The 15,376-nt window shown below is 70.2% G+C and carries 16 protein-coding genes; 9 read left to right on the top strand and 7 right to left on the bottom strand.

The window, feature by feature from the left end:
- Positions 1–12: 12 nt before the first annotated feature.
- Together ACFV2O_RS08150 and ACFV2O_RS08145 are read right to left on the bottom strand one after the other, a co-directional pair.
- On the bottom strand, positions 13–1,251 hold the full coding sequence (locus tag ACFV2O_RS08150) for an HRDC domain-containing protein (protein WP_379251141.1): 1,239 nt from the start codon (positions 1,249–1,251) through the stop codon (positions 13–15).
- 137 nt (positions 1,252–1,388) lie between these two features.
- Positions 1,389–2,027 (bottom strand): DUF3000 domain-containing protein, encoded by a 639-nt coding sequence (locus ACFV2O_RS08145; RefSeq protein WP_084823786.1) that lies wholly within the window; start codon positions 2,025–2,027, stop codon positions 1,389–1,391.
- 132 nt (positions 2,028–2,159) lie between these two features.
- Between ACFV2O_RS08145 and hemE the strand changes: the two genes are divergently transcribed.
- The 5 genes from hemE to hemQ all read left to right on the top strand — a co-directional run bounded on the left by hemE (position 2,160) and on the right by hemQ (position 7,506).
- A complete protein-coding gene (hemE, locus tag ACFV2O_RS08140) occupies positions 2,160–3,215 on the top strand; it encodes a uroporphyrinogen decarboxylase (protein ID WP_379251139.1) in 1,056 nt (351 codons plus the stop codon).
- A 318-nt stretch (positions 3,216–3,533) separates the two neighbouring features.
- Positions 3,534–4,895, top strand: coding sequence for a protoporphyrinogen oxidase (locus ACFV2O_RS08135; protein ID WP_379251137.1), 1,362 nt, complete (start codon positions 3,534–3,536; stop codon positions 4,893–4,895).
- Positions 4,896–5,091: 196 nt separating this feature from the next.
- Positions 5,092–5,565 (top strand): RrF2 family transcriptional regulator, encoded by a 474-nt coding sequence (locus ACFV2O_RS08130; RefSeq protein ID WP_379251135.1) that lies wholly within the window; start codon positions 5,092–5,094, stop codon positions 5,563–5,565.
- On the top strand, positions 5,562–6,806 hold the full coding sequence (locus tag ACFV2O_RS08125) for a globin domain-containing protein (RefSeq protein WP_379251133.1): 1,245 nt from the start codon (positions 5,562–5,564) through the stop codon (positions 6,804–6,806). Before ACFV2O_RS08130 ends, ACFV2O_RS08125 begins: the two co-directional genes overlap by 4 nt.
- Before the next feature lie 4 nt (positions 6,807–6,810).
- Entirely contained in the window at positions 6,811–7,506 is a 696-nt protein-coding gene (hemQ, locus tag ACFV2O_RS08120) for a hydrogen peroxide-dependent heme synthase (RefSeq protein WP_355070401.1), read from the top strand.
- A gap of 97 nt (positions 7,507–7,603) precedes the next feature.
- Here hemQ and msrB read toward each other — a convergent pair whose 3' ends face one another.
- The 4 genes from msrB to ACFV2O_RS08100 form a co-directional block, all read right to left on the bottom strand.
- Positions 7,604–8,047, bottom strand: a complete 444-nt coding sequence (gene msrB / locus ACFV2O_RS08115; protein ID WP_356961594.1) for a peptide-methionine (R)-S-oxide reductase MsrB — start codon at positions 8,045–8,047, stop codon at positions 7,604–7,606.
- Complete coding sequence (locus tag ACFV2O_RS08110; RefSeq protein WP_379251130.1) at positions 8,044–9,378, bottom strand: glycosyltransferase family 87 protein; 1,335 nt, start codon at positions 9,376–9,378, stop codon at positions 8,044–8,046. Before ACFV2O_RS08110 ends, msrB begins: the two co-directional genes overlap by 4 nt.
- Before the next feature lie 82 nt (positions 9,379–9,460).
- Positions 9,461–11,017 (bottom strand): alpha/beta hydrolase, encoded by a 1,557-nt coding sequence (locus ACFV2O_RS08105; RefSeq protein WP_379251128.1) that lies wholly within the window; start codon positions 11,015–11,017, stop codon positions 9,461–9,463.
- Positions 11,018–11,048: 31 nt separating this feature from the next.
- Positions 11,049–11,828 (bottom strand): pyrimidine reductase family protein, encoded by a 780-nt coding sequence (locus ACFV2O_RS08100; protein WP_355070408.1) that lies wholly within the window; start codon positions 11,826–11,828, stop codon positions 11,049–11,051.
- 17 nt (positions 11,829–11,845) lie between these two features.
- On the opposite strand from ACFV2O_RS08100, the gene zapE reads away from it, so the two are divergent.
- The 3 genes from zapE (at position 11,846) to ACFV2O_RS08085 (ending at position 14,541) form a co-directional block, all read left to right on the top strand.
- Positions 11,846–12,862 carry a cell division protein ZapE gene (zapE, locus tag ACFV2O_RS08095; protein ID WP_355070410.1) on the top strand — a complete coding sequence of 339 codons (1,017 nt, stop codon included), beginning with the start codon at positions 11,846–11,848 and terminating at the stop codon, positions 12,860–12,862.
- A 75-nt stretch (positions 12,863–12,937) separates the two neighbouring features.
- Positions 12,938–13,720 carry a tyrosine-protein phosphatase gene (locus tag ACFV2O_RS08090; protein WP_379251125.1) on the top strand — a complete coding sequence of 261 codons (783 nt, stop codon included), beginning with the start codon at positions 12,938–12,940 and terminating at the stop codon, positions 13,718–13,720.
- Between the two features lie 68 nt (positions 13,721–13,788).
- Positions 13,789–14,541: an alpha/beta fold hydrolase gene (locus ACFV2O_RS08085; RefSeq protein WP_379251123.1), complete on the top strand. Its 753-nt coding sequence runs from the start codon at positions 13,789–13,791 to the stop codon at positions 14,539–14,541.
- Between the two features lie 7 nt (positions 14,542–14,548).
- Here the strand turns inward: ACFV2O_RS08085 and ACFV2O_RS08080 are convergent, their stop codons facing one another.
- Complete coding sequence (locus ACFV2O_RS08080) at positions 14,549–15,088, bottom strand: GNAT family N-acetyltransferase (protein WP_379251121.1); 540 nt, start codon at positions 15,086–15,088, stop codon at positions 14,549–14,551.
- Between ACFV2O_RS08080 and ACFV2O_RS08075 the strand changes: the two genes are divergently transcribed.
- Positions 15,087–15,356, top strand: coding sequence for a hypothetical protein (locus ACFV2O_RS08075; RefSeq protein WP_379251119.1), 270 nt, complete (start codon positions 15,087–15,089; stop codon positions 15,354–15,356). The genes ACFV2O_RS08080 and ACFV2O_RS08075 overlap by 2 nt on opposite strands.
- Positions 15,357–15,376 lie beyond the last annotated feature (20 nt).

Here is a 15,376-nt window from a genome sequence, read left to right as displayed (position 1 = left end):
ACGGAGCGGGCGCTAGTCCGACGGCGGCAACGCCGCGGCCAGTCGCGGGACGTCGAGTTCCCGCTGCCACGGCCGGGCGCCGCCGGACTTCAGGAATCCGTCGACGGCGGAGGGGTCCACCGCCTCGTAGTCGGGCAGTCCGTCCCAGCACAGGCGGCGAACCAGATCCGGCGCGAGCAGGTTCTCCACCGGGATCGCGTGCTGCGCCGACAGGTCGGCCATGGCGGCTCGTGCCCGAGTCAGGCGCGCCGCCGCGGCCGGGTCGCGGCGCTCCCAGCGGTTGACCGGCGGCGGGCCGTCGAACGGTTGGGTGAGCGGCGGGAGGTCGCTGTCGGGCAACGTACGGCCGCGCTCGATCGCGGCGAGCCATTCGCGGGAGTACCGGCGCTGGCGCGGACCGCCGAACACCGGCAAGGTGCGCAACTGCGCGATGGACCTGGGTTCCGCGGCCGCCGCGGCGATGATCGCGGCGTCCGGGAGGATGCGGGCGGGCGCCACGTCGCGGGCACGGGCCAGCGCGTCCCGCGCGGTCCACAGCTCGCGCACCACCGCCAGTTGCCTGGTGCGGCGCAGCGTGTGGATGCCCGAGGTACGCCGCCACCGCTCGGCCTTCGGCGCGGGCGGGTCCAAGGTGCGAATGTGCTCGAATTCCTGTATCGCCCAATCCGTTTTGCCCTGCGCATCGAGTGCGTCGGCCACGGCGTCGCGCAGTTCGAGCAGCAGTTCCACGTCCAGGGCGGCGTAGTTCAGCCAGTCGGCTGGCAGCGGCCGGGTGGACCAGTCGGCCGCCCCGTGCCCCTTGCGCAGCGCGTGGCCCAACAGCCGCTCCACCATCGCGGCGAGCCCGACGCGCTCGAAACCAGCCAGGCGTCCGCCGAGTTCGGTGTCGAACAGCCGGGCCGGGCGCAAACCCAGTTCGGCCAGGCCGGGAAGATCCTGGTCCGCGGAGTGCAGGACCCACTCCAGCCCGTTGATCGCGTCGGCCAGCGGGCCGAGGGCTTCGGAGACCGGGATCGGGTCGATGAGGAACGTGCCCGCGCCCGCACGGCGCAGCTGGATCAGATACGCGCGCGCCGAATAGCGGAACCCGGAGGCGCGCTCGGCGTCCACGGCCAGCGGGCCGGTGCCCGCGACCAGCCGGGCGGCGGCTGCGCTGATCTCGGCGGCGGTGTCCAGTACCGGTGGCACGCCCTCCACCGGCGCGAGCAGCGGCGTCGCGGCCGAGGGTTCGGATTCGTCTGGTACGGACATGGTGTTGAACTTTACGTGCCGACGCCACGGCGCCGCCGTCCTATCGGCGCATAAGTGTGTCGGCGAATCGGGCGCGATGCGCCCCGCGCACAGGACGAGGGGCTCCGGCGCAGGTCACGGCACGCCGACAGGCGTGCTCAGGGATGATCGCCGGACAGGCCGGGCCGGATCTGCAGCTGGGTCACTCCGGCCGGCGGCAACCCCGCCGCGTAGGCCAGTACCTCGCAGAACGCCTCCAGATGCGGGCGCATGTCGGTGGTGACCGGCGTCCACGACGCGCGTATCTCCAGCTGATGGGCGCGCGGCGGACCGGCGATGTCCCCATAGCGCACCGAGCTGGTCGAGGTCACCGTGCCGCCGAGCGCGGTGAACGGCTCGGTGCGCGACTCCAGCGCGTCCACCAGCCAGCTCCACGCCACCTCGGGCAGCAGAGGATCGGTGGCGAGCGCGGCGTCGATGTCGGCCTGGATGTAGGCGACCAGACGCAAGGTGCCGTGCCAGGTGTCGTCGCCGTCCGGATCGTGCAGCAGGATCAGCCTGCCGAACGCGTCGCCTTCGGAATCGGCCGGTACGACAGGGGTTTCCGGATGAGCGACCTCCGCGCCGATGGCGTAGGAGAACGGAGCGAGTCGTTGCGGGGGCCGGATGGGCGCGAGCTCGATCCGAGGGTGCACGGTAGCGGTGCCCATCGCCTCGACCGCGGCGCGAAACTGAGCTGGCTCGCCATGAGGTCCTTCGGTCGGTGCGGCGCCGTCGCGGAAGTCGAGCGGTGTCACGAATGCTGACGGTAGACCTTGTGCACCCGGCGCAGTCGGAGGCGCGCCGCTACGGGCCGTGCGGCGTCCGTGCGGTCATCGCTGCCGCCTCCGCGTCCGCCCCTCCCGCCGGGCCCGCATACGATAGCCGTGATGAGCACTCATACCCGCCGCCGGTTGACCGATGCCCCGTTCCTGGCCGCCGCTACCGGCGCGACGCCCAGCAGGCGTCCGGTGTGGTTCATGCGCCAGGCCGGACGCTCGCTGCCCGAGTACCGCGAGGTGCGGGCGGGCATCGGGATGCTCGAATCCTGCTTCGATCCCGAGCTGGTGTGCGAGATCACCTTGCAGCCGATTCGCAGGCACCGCGTCGACGCCGCGATCCTGTTCTCCGACATCGTCGTTCCGCTGAAAGCGGCGGGGATCGACCTGGACATCGTGCCGGGCGTGGGGCCGGTGGTCGCCGCGCCGGTGCGGACCGTCGATGACGTGCGCGCGCTGCCCCGGCTGCGCCCCGAGGAGGTCGGGGCGGTGACCGACGGCGTGCGCCTGCTGGTCGACGCGCTGGGGGAGACGCCGCTGATCGGGTTCGCGGGCGCGCCGTTCACCCTCGCCTCCTACCTGGTCGAGGGCGGTCCGAGCAAGAACCACGAGCGCACCAAGGCGATGATGTACGCCGATCCGCAGACCTGGCACGAGCTGCTGGGGGTGCTCACCGACATCACCATCGCGTTCCTGCAGGCGCAGTTGGCGGCGGGCGTCGACGCGGTGCAATTGTTCGACTCCTGGGCGGGCGCCCTCTCGCTGGCCGACTACCGCAATTTCGTGCTCCCGCATTCGGAGCGGGTGTTCGCCGAGATCGCCGAGGCGGGCGTGCCGCGCATCCACTTCGGTGTGGGGACCGGCGAGCTGCTCGGCGCCATGAGCGAGGCGGGCGCCGACGTGGTCGGCGTCGATTGGCGGGTGCCGCTCACCGAGGCCGTCCGCCGCGTCGGGCCCGGAAAAGCGTTGCAGGGCAACCTCGATCCCGCCGTGCTGTTCGCCGGACCGGAAGCGATCGAGAAGCAGGCCCGGCGGATCGCGCGCGAAGCGGACGAGGCGATCACGCTCGGCGCCGCCGGGCACATCTTCAACTTGGGCCACGGGGTGCTTCCGGACACCGATCCGGGCGTGCTGACCGCCTTGGTGGAACTCGTCCACGAGTTGTAGCGCGGGCGAACGCGGGTAGGCCGCCACGGCAGCGAGCGCAGCGGTGCGGCGGCTGCGTCGAGCGCTGAGTCAGGATCCGCCCACTACGGTCGCGGCGCCCGTGTCGACGTACCGGCCGCCAGGCCGATCCACGTACCGACGCGCCGACGCCCGGCATCCATCCGCGAGCGGCCGAGGCGGTTCATGCTCCCATCGGCCGAGTCGAGTCCGGCCGACGTATCCGTCATCGCCGCGGACATCATGGACACAGTGTGTTCCGAGTCATCCGGGCGCCTACCGTTGGACGGCCGCCGTCGTGGAACGCGATACGGTCGAGGCATGCGTATCGCGGTGGTCGGCGGTGGGATCAGCGGGCTGGTGGCCGCGTATCGGTTGCGGATGTCGCTCGGGCCGGATGCCGACGTACTCGTGCTCGATCGCGCCGAACGGATCGGCGGCATCCTCTACACCGGCGAACTGGGCGGGGAGCCACTGGATCTCGGCGCGGAGGCGTTCGTCGGGCGACGGCCGGAGGTACCCGCGCTGCTGCGGGAACTCGGGCTCGAGTCGCAGCTGGTGACCCCGGCGGGTCTGCGGCCGTTGGTGTGGTCCGCAGGCACCGCGCACCCGCTGCCGGAGGGCACCTTGATGGGTGTCCCAGCGAACGCGGAGTCGATGCGCGGGCTGGTCGACGCCGAGACGCTGGCAGGCATCGCCGCCGAACCCGACCGGCCGCTGGACTGGGAGCCCGGCTCCGACACCGACGTCTACCGACTGGTCGCCGACCGCTTCGGCGCGCAGGTCGCCGAGCGCAGCGTGGATCCGCTGCTCGGCGGCGTGTACGCGGGCAGCTCCCGCTCCATCGGTGTCCGCGCCGCGCTGCCCACGCTCGCCGCCGCGCTGGACGACGGCGCGCCCAGTCTCACCGCCGCCGTCGGCGCCGCGCTGCCGCCGCCCTCGAACGCGCCGGTGTTCGGTGGCATCCGGGACGGCTACCGGGTGCTGCTCGAGGCGCTCGCCGAACGTTCCGGGGCGCGGTTCGTCACCACGACGCCGGGCACGCGTCTGGCCAGAGGGCTGCGCGGTTGGGTGGTCGACCCGATCGGCGCCGTCGACGCGGTGGTGCTCGCCACTCCGGCGCCGGTGACCGCGCGACTGCTGGCCGCCGTCGCCCCGGTCGCCGCCGCGGAACTGGCCGGTGTCGAACTCTCCTCGTCGGCGGTGGTCGCGCTGGCGCTGCCCCGCGAGACCGCCCTGCCACAGAACTCCGGCATCCTGGTGGCCACCGGAGAGCCGCTGCGGGCCAAAGCCTTCACCCTGTCCAGCCGCAAATGGACACATCTCGCACAACGTGAAACGGCGCTGGTCCGCGTCTCTTTCGGCAAGTTCGGCGACGACTCCCCGCTGTCCTGGCCCGACGCCGAACTCGTCGCCGCCGCCACCGCGGACCTGGCTACCGTCACCGGGGTCGCGATCGAGCCGGTCGAGGCCGTCGTACAGCGGTGGCCGGGTGGCCTCGCCCAGTACGCGCCCGGCCATCCGGCCCGCATCGCGGCCGTCGAAGCCGAGGTCGCGGCGCTGGACGGGCTGGCGGTGGCGGGCGCGTACCTGCACGGCGTCGGTGTGCCCGCGTGCGTCGCCTCCGGCGCGGCCGCCGCACAGCGCATCGCGGCGGAGGTCGGTGCGGGCACCGTACGCTGACCGTTCGCCGGGGGTGCCCGTACCGACGAGATTCGTCGCGGCACCGCGCACGCGCTTTCCTGTGACCACAATTATGCGGCACTGTTCCGGCCTGTCGGACAATGTGCGGCGCACTCAAAATGCGCACCGATCGGCGTAATTAAGGACACCCCGCCGGAATGCGGAATCGGTGGAATTCGCCGGTACCGTGAGCACCATGCAGCTCTCGCACTTCACCGATATCGGTTTGCGCACCATCATGCGGCTCGCGGTGGAGGACGAGAAGAATTCCCGGGTCACCACCAAACTCATCGCGCGACAGGTCGGCGCGTCCGAAAAGCATGTGGCCAAGGCGGTTTCGCGGCTGGCCGAACTGGGTCTCGTCGAGGCGCACCGCGGACGATCCGGCGGATTGTTCATCACCGCGGCAGGTCGCGCCGCGTCGGTGGGTGAGCTCGTCCGGGAATTGGAAGACGACCGCGACGTGGTGGAGTGCGGGGAACCGAATCCGTGTCCGTTACTCGGCGGGTGCCGATTGCGCCGAATTCTCGCCGACGCGAAGAAGGCTTTCTATACCGAACTCGACCGTTATTCGATAGAGGATTTGGTCACCTCGTCGACAACCGGGTTGCTGCATTTACTCGTCCGCTCCACGGCGAGTGTCACCCCTCAGATGAAGGAAGTTTCATGAACCTCGACAGCGTCGTCCGTGCCGAACCGGAACTCGAACCGCGGCACGCCGAGGTCGTCCGCGCGACCCTACCGCTGGTGGCGGCGAACATCGACCGCATCACGGCCGTGTTCTACCGCACGATGTTCGACGCCCACCCGCGGCTGCTGCGCGACACATTCAACCGGGGCAATCAGGCACAGGGCAGTCAGCAGCGGGCGCTGGCCGCCTCTATCGCCACCTTCGCCACGTACCTGGTCGACCCCGAATTGCCGCACCCGGCCACCATGTTGTCGCGGATCGCGCACAAGCACGCCTCACTCGGGGTGACTCCGGAGCAGTACCGGATCGTGCACGAAAACCTGTTCGCGGCCATCGTGGAAGTGCTCGGCGCCGATGTGGTCGACGACGCCGTCGCGGCGGCATGGGATCGGGTCTACTGGATGATGGCCGACACCCTGATGGATCAGGAGAAGGGGCTCTACGCCGAGGCGGGCGTGGATTCCGGCGACGTGTTCCGGGACGCCCGTGTCGTGGCTCGCGACGACGACCCCTCGGGCGTCGCGGTCTTCACCGTCGAGTCCGCCGACTCGGCTGCGCAGCTACCGGGATTCATTCCGGGACAGTATGTTTCGGTCGGCGTCCGGCTTCCCGACGGTGCGCGCCAGTTGCGGCAGTACAGCCTGGTGGGCAGGCCGCGCGACGGCGCTCTGTCGTTCGCCGTCAAGCGGGTCGAGGCGGCCGCAGGCTGCCCGGCCGGCGAGGTGTCCTCCTGGCTGCACGAGCAGTTGCGCCCGGGTGACCCACTGCAGATCACCCTTCCGTTCGGTGACGTCGTCCTCGATACCGCGGCGGAGACACCGCTGGTGCTGATTTCCGCCGGCATCGGTGTGACCCCGACGATCGGCGTTCTGGACTATCTCGCCGCCCACGACCCGGGCCGTCGCACGCTGGTCGTGCACGCCGACCGTGCGCCGCGCACCCATCCGCTGCGCGATCGGCTCCTGGGGCTCACTGCCCGGCTCGAACAAGCCGAGGTCGAGATCTGGTACGAGGAACCGACTCCCGGCGTCCGGCACGGCCGGGCCGATCTCTCGGTGTTGAACGTGCCCGAGGACGCCGACGTATACGTCTGCGGTCCATCCGGGTTCCTGGGCGAGATGCGACGCCAGTTGCGCGCCCTCGGCATCCCCGACGCCCGCGTGCACATCGAGCAGTTCACGCCCGGCGACGCGGGCGCTCCCGAGCGAGTGGCACGATAGTGCTATGGCGCGACTCGACTATCAGGCTCTCAACTCCACCATCCGCTACCTGATGTTCTCGGTCTTCCAGGTGCAGCCCGGAGTGCTGGGCGAGGACCGGGACGCGGCGACCAAGGAGGCCAAGGCGTTCTTCGACGGTCTGGCCGACCGCGACGTCGTGGTCCGCGGCATCTACGACGTGGCCGGGATGCGCGCCGACGCCGATTTCATGATCTGGACCCACGCCGAACGCGTCGAGGACCTGCAAGCCGCGTACGCCGATTTCCGCCGCACCACCGAGCTGGGACGGGCCAGCGCGCCGGTCTGGAGCAACGCGGCGCTGCACCGCCCCGCCGAGTTCAACAAGAGCCACATCCCGGCCTTCCTGGCCGGCGAGGAGGCGGGCGCCTACATCTGCGTGTACCCGTTCGTCCGGTCCTACGAGTGGTACCTGCTGCCCGACGAGGAGCGCCGCCGGATGCTGGCCGAACACGGCAAGGCCGCGCGTGGCTACCCGGACGTGCGAGCGAACACCGTCAGTTCGTTCGCGCTCGGCGACTACGAGTGGATCCTGGCCTTCGAGGCGCCCGAATTGCACCGGATCGTCGATCTGATGCGTGACCTGCGGGCCACCGACGCCCGTCGGCACGTGCGCGAAGAGATCCCGTTCTTCACCGGCCCCCGCGTGGAGATCGAGCAGCTGATCGCCGCTCTGCCCTGACGCGCCCTGCCCCGGTGCAGGCAAACGCTTGCCCGAAGTTTTCGGGGCATGCGCCGAGCGCCGGGGCTTCGTACGCTGCCCGTGAGCGTCGGGCTGGTTACTCCGCTGCGCTGTCCGAGGGGTGCAGTCGCAGGGCGATGGAGTTGATGCAGTAGCGCTTGTCGGTGGGCGTGTTGTACCCCTCGCCCTCGAACACGTGGCCGAGGTGGCTGTGGCAGTTCGCGCACAGCACTTCGACCCGATGCATGCCGAGCGAGTCGTCCGACCGGAGAATCACCGCGTCGGACGCGGCCGGATCGAAGAAGGACGGCCAGCCGCAGTGCGAGTCGAACTTCTCGGTGCTGCGGAACAGTTCGGTGCCGCAGGCCCGGCACACGTAGACGCCTTCGGTTTTGGTGTCGGTGTACTCGCCGGTGAACGGCCGCTCGGTAGCCGCCTCGCGCAGCACCGAGTACTCCTCGGGGTTCAGCTTCGACCGCCATTCCTGCGGCGAGAGCTGGATGCGCGGCGCGGGCAGGGACGTGTCGGCTTCGGAACTCATGGCTCCACGCTAATACGATTCTGCTCCGCGGGCGCCGAACCGTTTTGTGGTCTGTGGGTTTCCGCCGGGAGAGCCGCGGCGACCGGCGGCTGCGGCTGTTCGCCGCGCGGGTCCGGGGCGGAACTCATCCACGCGGGATCGATGCCGAACGGCAGCCTGCCTTCCCGCCGCGCGGCCAGATAGCGGTCACCGAGCACGCAGAACACGACGATGAGCAGCAGGCCCCAGCCGAAGGTGATGCGCAGGTACTCCAGGTTGCGGCCGATGTGCTGCCAGCGGTCCGATAGCCACTTGTCGTAGCTCATGAACCCGAAGATCGCCAGCCAGGCCGGCCAGTTGCGCAGCACCGAGTTGCGCAGCACGACGGTCATCAGGAAGGGGAACAGCATCATCGAGTAGTACATCTGCCCCAGCGAGCTGAGCAGGAACGAGGCCGTCAGCAGCACGCCGGAGGAGGTGCAGACGAAGAACAGTTCGTCCTCGCGGTAGTAGCGGTACAGCAGCCACAGCGAGATCAGCACGAGCACGCCGAGCGCCACGCGCATGCCCCAGGTCAGCCACGGCGGCAGTCCGTAGTACTCGCCGTTGCCGACGATGGCGCTGTTGAAGTAGTCGCGGGATTCGAAGAGGTAGGGCGCGGTGCGGGTGATGAACTTCTCCGGGTCCTTCACCAGCGGCCAGGCGATCGCGGTCAGCGCCAGCGGCACGCCGAGTGCCGTCACGAAGACTTTCCACTGCCCGCGCACGAGCGCGATCAAAAGCAACGGAGCCAGTGTCGGTTTGACCGCGATACTCAATCCGAGTGCGGCGCCCGCCCAGAGGTCGCGCCGCTTCAGCAGCAGATGGATGAAGATCAGCTCCGCCAGCAGCACGCAGCCGTTGACGTTGGTGAACACCAGCGTGTTGATCACGGTCTCGGAGGAGAACATCGCCAGCAGCAGCGCGGGCGCGGCGACCGAATGCAGGGTGTACCGGAACAGCCGCAGCAACAGGTACCAGGCGATGAGAATCGCGATCGCGTTGAGGGCGATGAACAGCCAGCGCGACTTCTCGTAGTCGATGGCGGCGATCGGCGCGATCAGCAGGGTGCCGCTGGGCGGGTACAGGTAGTGCGGGTCCACCGAGTCGAAGTTCGCGGTGTAGACCGGCCGCCCGTTCAGGAAGTCGAACGACGCCTGGTAGACAGGCCGGTAGTCGTCGGTGATGAAGCCGTTGACAGCCTTGATGAAAACCCGGTTCAGCACGGTCATGACCGCCAGGGGCCAGAGTGCGAACTTGATCACCTCGGCGGTGGTGCGAGCGGTCCTGGGCTCGAGCTGTCGAAGGAACACTGGGGCACGGTACACCGGATGGGTTACCGGCGGTTGGCCGGACCTGTCGGACGCGCCGCTCGAACGGCTCCGCACGCCCGGGCTACGCCGGGCATGCGGTGCCATCTGCGGGAAGTTTGCCGTCCTTCAGATAGTCGAGCACCGCCCGCTGCGCGCAGCCGGAATGCGCGGACACCGGATGCCCGAAGCCCTGCCAGGACAGCGCCGCGTGCCGGGCGCCCGCCGAACCTATCGCGCCGGTCACCGAGGACTGACCGCCGTTACCGACCACCGGATCGGCCACCCCGCCCAGCACGAACACCGGAATACCCAGCTTTTCGGGCAGCGGAGGCGCGGTCGACACCGGCCAGGCAGCGCACTCCATCAGGCCGATGGCCGCCGCCTTGCCGAACACCGGATACTTGCCCGCCCATGTGCCCGCGAGTTCGTTCGCTTTGGCCGGCGTCGGCGGCAGCTGTGTGTCGGTGCAGCGGTTGACGAACTGGCCGTCGCTCGCGGTTGCCGCGGCCTCCTGCCTGATCAGGTTGCTCAGCGGCCCGCGGTCGCCGCGTCCGGCCGCGGCCAGCGTGTCGGACAGCTCGGCGACCCGAGAGGCCTGGTCGGCGCGCGGGCTGCCGAGGAAGCCCGACACCGCGGTAAGCAACGCGTTCGCCGAGATGTCGCCGAGTTCGCCGCCCGCGGCACGGTTCACCAGATCGGTGACCGCGGCGCGCGGATCGGCCCCGAGTGAGCAGCCGACGCCGACGCAACGCTGCGCGAAGGCCGTCAGCGCCGCCTCGGCGCCCTGCACGGCTTGTTCGGCGCGGGTCACGGCGTCGGTGCCGACCGGTTCCGGGGAGTCGAGCACCAGCCTGGCGACGTGATCGCCGTACTTGCGGGCGTAGCTGAGCGCGACCTTCGCGCCGTTGCCCGTGCCCAGCAGCGCGATGTGGTCCACCTGCCATTGCCTGCGCAACTGCTCGATGTCGTCGGCGGCGTGCGGCGCGTCGAAGGTGCCTTCGTAGGGCTGCAGGAAGTCGCGGCAGGCGATGGTGCCGTCCTGGCTCAACTTCGTCATGCGGGCCACCGGGTCGCCCGCGCCGGGACCGGACTGGGCGTTGTCGGCCAGGCCACGGCGGATCTCCGTGGGCAGGCAATCGATCGGCTGCGAGCCGCCGATGCCGCGCCGGTCCACCGCGACGATCGGGCGGGCGGCCAGCAGCACGGAGGCGGGGCCCGCGGCCAACCCGGCCAGGGTAGCGGAGGAGGAGCGATCCGAGCCCGAGGTGAGCACCAGCGGCGGCGCGTCGGCCGGGGTCTGCGCCAGCCTGGCCCGCAACGCGGCCGCGCGGAAACTGCCCAGCACCGTGCCCGTCGAGTCGATCGGGGTGGCGTACTCGGCGCAGTCGAGCACCAACCCGGCGGGCGCGGGGCCGAGTCCGAACTGATCCAAGGTCGGCTGGGTGCACTCGCGCCAGCTGAGGTCGGTTCTGGGCAGCTCGGCCTTGGGCAGAGGAGCGGGCGCGGCGGAGGTGGTCGCGGTGCCCGCGACCGGCGGGCGCTGCACCGCGACACCGGGACGATCCGACGGTCCCGCGCCGCAACCGGCGGTCACGATCGAGAGGGTGGCGGCAAGCACGGCGGCCCGAGTCCAGCGCATTGCTACAGCCTGCCAGGTTCGGACGGTTCTTTCATCGACGGGCCCACCGGGTGAGCATGGTGCCGTCGTCGTCCAGCAACACGTGCGCGCGCGTCATGCGGACGCGGAATTCGTGCGCCGACAGCGAGATTCGCCGCGCCGCACCGCCGACCAGCAGCGGCGCGGTGGTCAGGCACAGCTCGTCGACCACATCCGCCTCCAGCAGTTCGCCGAACAGATGCGGGCCGCCTTCGGTGAGTACCCGCAGCAGGCCGCGCTCGGCGAGCACCCGCAGCAAGCCGCTGGGCGTCACCGCGATGCCACCCGCTTCGATCACCTCGGCGCCCGCGTCCGCCAGCCGCTGCTTGCGGTCGGCGGGCGCGGTGGTCGTCGTGATGATCAGCGGCGGCACCTGGGTATCGGTGAGCAGGCGCGCGCCGGGATCGATCGCCGCGCTCGCCGTGACGACCGCGATCGGCGGCGGCGCGCCGTCGGGATGCCCGCCGATGCCGCGCTCGTGGAACGCGCGGCGGCGCGCCGGGTCGGTGCGCGCCCCGCCGTAGTTCTCCGCGCGCGCCGTGCCCGCGCCGACGACGATCACCTCCGCCAGTTCGCGCAGCAACATGAACACCGTTCGGTCGGCCGGGGTGCCCAGCCCTTCGGTCAGGTTGCCGCTGGTGGCGGCGCCGTCGATGCTGGAGACGAAATTGGCGCGGACCCAAGGCGCGTCGAGCGCGGCGGGGAAGGCGTACATCTGCGCGAGGTCGTCCGGGCCGAGTGCTGTGAGCTGGATCGCATTCTGGCTACGCTGCATGAAATCAGATCTCACCACGTCTTTAGGCTTCGTCCATGCAAGAACGCCTCGTCGATCGTCACCCGGAGGTCCCGGCCGATCAGCTCGTCGCCCAAATGGTGCCGCCGCCCATGTTCGACGAGGTGAGCTTCGCCTCCTACATTCCCGATCCGAAGGAACCGAGCCAGGCGGCCGCGGTCGGCAAGGCCGAGGAGTTCGCCGGGCAGGTCGCCAAGATCAGCAAGGCCGCGGGCAAGAAGAGCTTCTTCGGTAAGAAGAAGCAGGTCAGCGGCGCCGGCTTGTATCTGGACGGCGGATTCGGGGTCGGCAAGACCCACCTGCTGGCCTCGATCTTCCACAGCTCGCCCGCGCCCAAGTCGTTCGGTACGTTCGGCGAGCTGACCAACCTGGTCGGCGCGCTCGGCTTCGCCAATGCCCTCGAGCGGCTCTCGGGCAACAGTGTGCTGTGCATCGACGAATTCGAGCTCGACGATCCCGGCGACACGATGCTGGTCTCGCGCCTGCTGACCGAACTGTCCGCGGCCGGTGTCTCGATCGCGGCCACGTCGAACACCTTGCCGGGGCAGCTCGGCGAAGGCCGTTTCGCCGCACAGGATTTCATGCGCGAGATCAAGAAGCTGGGCGCCATCTTCGAGGCGGTGCGCGTGGACGGGCCGGACTACCGCCACCGCGATCTGCCCCCCGCGCCGGAGCCCACCGCCGCCGCGGTCCTGGCCGAACGGGCGGCGAGCACGCCGAATTCCACGCTCGACGAGTTCGACGCGCTGCTGAAGCACCTCAGCACCCTGCATCCGTCGAAGTACGGCGCGCTGATCTCCGGGGTGTCGTCGGTGTTCGTCTCCGGCGTGCATCCGGTCACCGATCAGGCCGTGGCGCTGCGGATCGTGGTGCTGGCCGACCGGCTCTACGACGCGAGCGTGCCGGTGACGGTGTCCGGCGCGAAACTGGACGAGATCTTCTCCGCCGAGATGCTGGAGGGCGGCTACCGCAAGAAGTACCTGCGCGCCATCTCCCGCTTGCTCGCGCTTTCGCGGTTCGAGGTCGCGGCCTAGCGCTGCCTGCCCGGCCTGGTCGGTCGGCGAGAGAACGTGGGCAGACCCCACAGACCCGATGATTGGAGCAGCCGAATGGCCACTCGTTTCCGCGCCCCGGTCGCAATGGCGGCCGGCTTGGCGGTCGCCTTCGGGCCGGTAGCCGTCATCGCGCAGGCCGACCCGCCTGCGGCCGTCGTCGCCGATCCCTCCCTGCACCTGCAAGGGGTGCAGAACGCGCGGGACATCGGCGGGTATCGCACCACCGACGGCCGGATCGTGCGCACCGGTCTGGTGTATCGGACCGGGCAGCTGAACAACGCGACGCCGGAGGATCTGGCCGCGCTGACCGGCCGCCGCGTGCGCTCCGTGCACGACCTGCGCACGGTCTACGAGCGCGCGCTCGGTCCGGACCGGCTGCCCGCGGGCGCGACGGCGCACTGGGCCGACGTGATCGGCCAGGCTCCCCCGGAGGTCATCGCCACCACGCTCACCGGAGGCGACGGCCTGTATCGCGCGTTCATCACCGCGCCCGGCGCGAACGAGGCGTTCGCTTCGGTGCTGCGCGACCTCATCGGCGCCGACGGCGCGGTGTTGTTCCACTGCACCGCGGGCAAGGACCGCACCGGCTGGACGGCGGCCGTGCTGCTCACGCTGCTCGGCGTCGATCGTGCCACGGTCACCGAGGACTATCTGCTGTCCAACCGATTCCGTAACGCGAGCGAGAACGACCCGCTCAACGGCGTCCAGGGATCCTGGCTCGACGCCGCCTTCGACCAGGTGGATCGGACCTACGGAAGTTTCGACGCGTATGTCCGCGACGGCCTGGGACTCACCGGCGCCGATATCGCGGCCTTGCGGGACCGACTGCTGGGCTGAGCGCGGCACCCGGCCCGATACGTCCGCTTCGGCAGTTTCGGTGGCGTGCCGTGCACTACGATCCCGGCATGGCGAAGTTTGAGACATGGGACGGCCTGGAACTCAATTACCGGGTGTGGGAGGGCGAGGGCATCCCGGTCGTGCTGCAGCACGGAGTGGTCGCGGACACCAACGCGAACTGGATGAGCACCGGTGTGGTCGCCGCACTGCATTCCGCCGGGCACACCGTGGTGTCCCTGGACGCGCGCGGTCACGGCCGTTCCGGCAAGCCGCACGACGCGGCGCGGTACTCGTGGCAGGCGATGGCGCGTGACGTACGCGCCCTCTACGACGAGCTCGAATTCGAGGAGGTCGCGCAGGTCGGGTACTCGATGGGCGGGGTGATCTCGCTGATGGTGGCCGCGACCGACCGGCGGGTGCGGCGGCTGGCCGTCGGCGGCATCGGGTCGGGTGTGCTGGACTGCGGTGGCGTCGATCGTCGCGTGATCGACCTGCCGGATCTGCAGGCCGCGATGACCGGAGACGGCGCGGACGCGTCGCCGACGGCGAAGATGTTCCGGGTGCTCGCCGACGCGGTACAGGCCGACGTGCAAGCCATCCACGCCGTGGCGACGGGTCTGGACGATCGTCCCATCGAGACGCTGGCGGACATCACCGTGCCCGCGCTGGTGCTGGCGGGCGAGGACGACCCCTTCGCCGCCGAACCGGAGCGACTCGCCGACGCGCTGCCGAACGGTGAACTGGCCGTGGTGCCCGGCGATCACCTGATGGCGGTGCTGAACCCCGCGTTCCACACCGCACTCGTCGATTTCCTGCGCTGAGGCGGGATCAGAAGACCAGCCGCAGCACGTAGTCGTGATGCACCTGGGCGCCGACGGTGAACGTCCTGGTGCCGGCCTCGGTGAAACCGTGTTTGGCGTAGAAGCGCCGAGCGCGGACGTTCTCCTGGTTGACGCCCAGCCAGACGCCCGGATATCTCTCGGCGCGCGCCCAGTCCAGCGCGGCGTTCATCAGCGCGGTGGACATCCCGGTGCCGTGCCGGCCGGGCAGCACGTACAACTTGCTGAGCTCCACCATCGGGTGCGGCCCGACCGGCTCGGCCACCGCAGGGTCCGCTGGGCCGCCCGTGACCAGCATCGCGTAACCGACGATGTCGTCGTCCGCGACAGCCTTGAGCACGATCCGGGCCGGATCGCTCAAATATTCGCCGAACCGTTCGCCCGACAGGACCTCGCCGACGAACACCGCGATGTCGTCGGGCGTCGCCTCGGGCGGGCACGCCAGTGGAAAAGTCGCGGCGGCAACATCACTGAGCGCTTCCGCGTCCCACAGCCCGGCCCGGTCGATGACGACGGAGAGGTTGCTCATGGCTACATCAGAGCATATCGACAACGCGTCAGCGGCGGGGCTCAGGGAACTCACCTCGTCGCGCGCCTGGCAGCAGGTGAGCGCCATGGAGGAGGCCGTCATCCGCCCGGTGCCCGCGAAGTCGGGGCCCACGCCCGCGCTGCCGGTGAGCGTCGCGGACTGGCGATCGGCCGCGGATCAGGTGAACAGCGAAGTGGTGGCGCTCTGGGCGACCAGAACACGCAGGCCACAGACACCGCGGCGGAGCAGTCACGCGACTCGCTGCTGACCGGCGCCGCGGTGTCGGGC

The sequence above is a fragment of the Nocardia sp. NPDC059691 genome, assembly GCF_042733915.1.
Classification (GTDB): domain Bacteria; phylum Actinomycetota; class Actinomycetes; order Mycobacteriales; family Mycobacteriaceae; genus Nocardia; species Nocardia sichangensis.
This window is presented reverse-complemented; position numbering and strand designations above follow the sequence as displayed.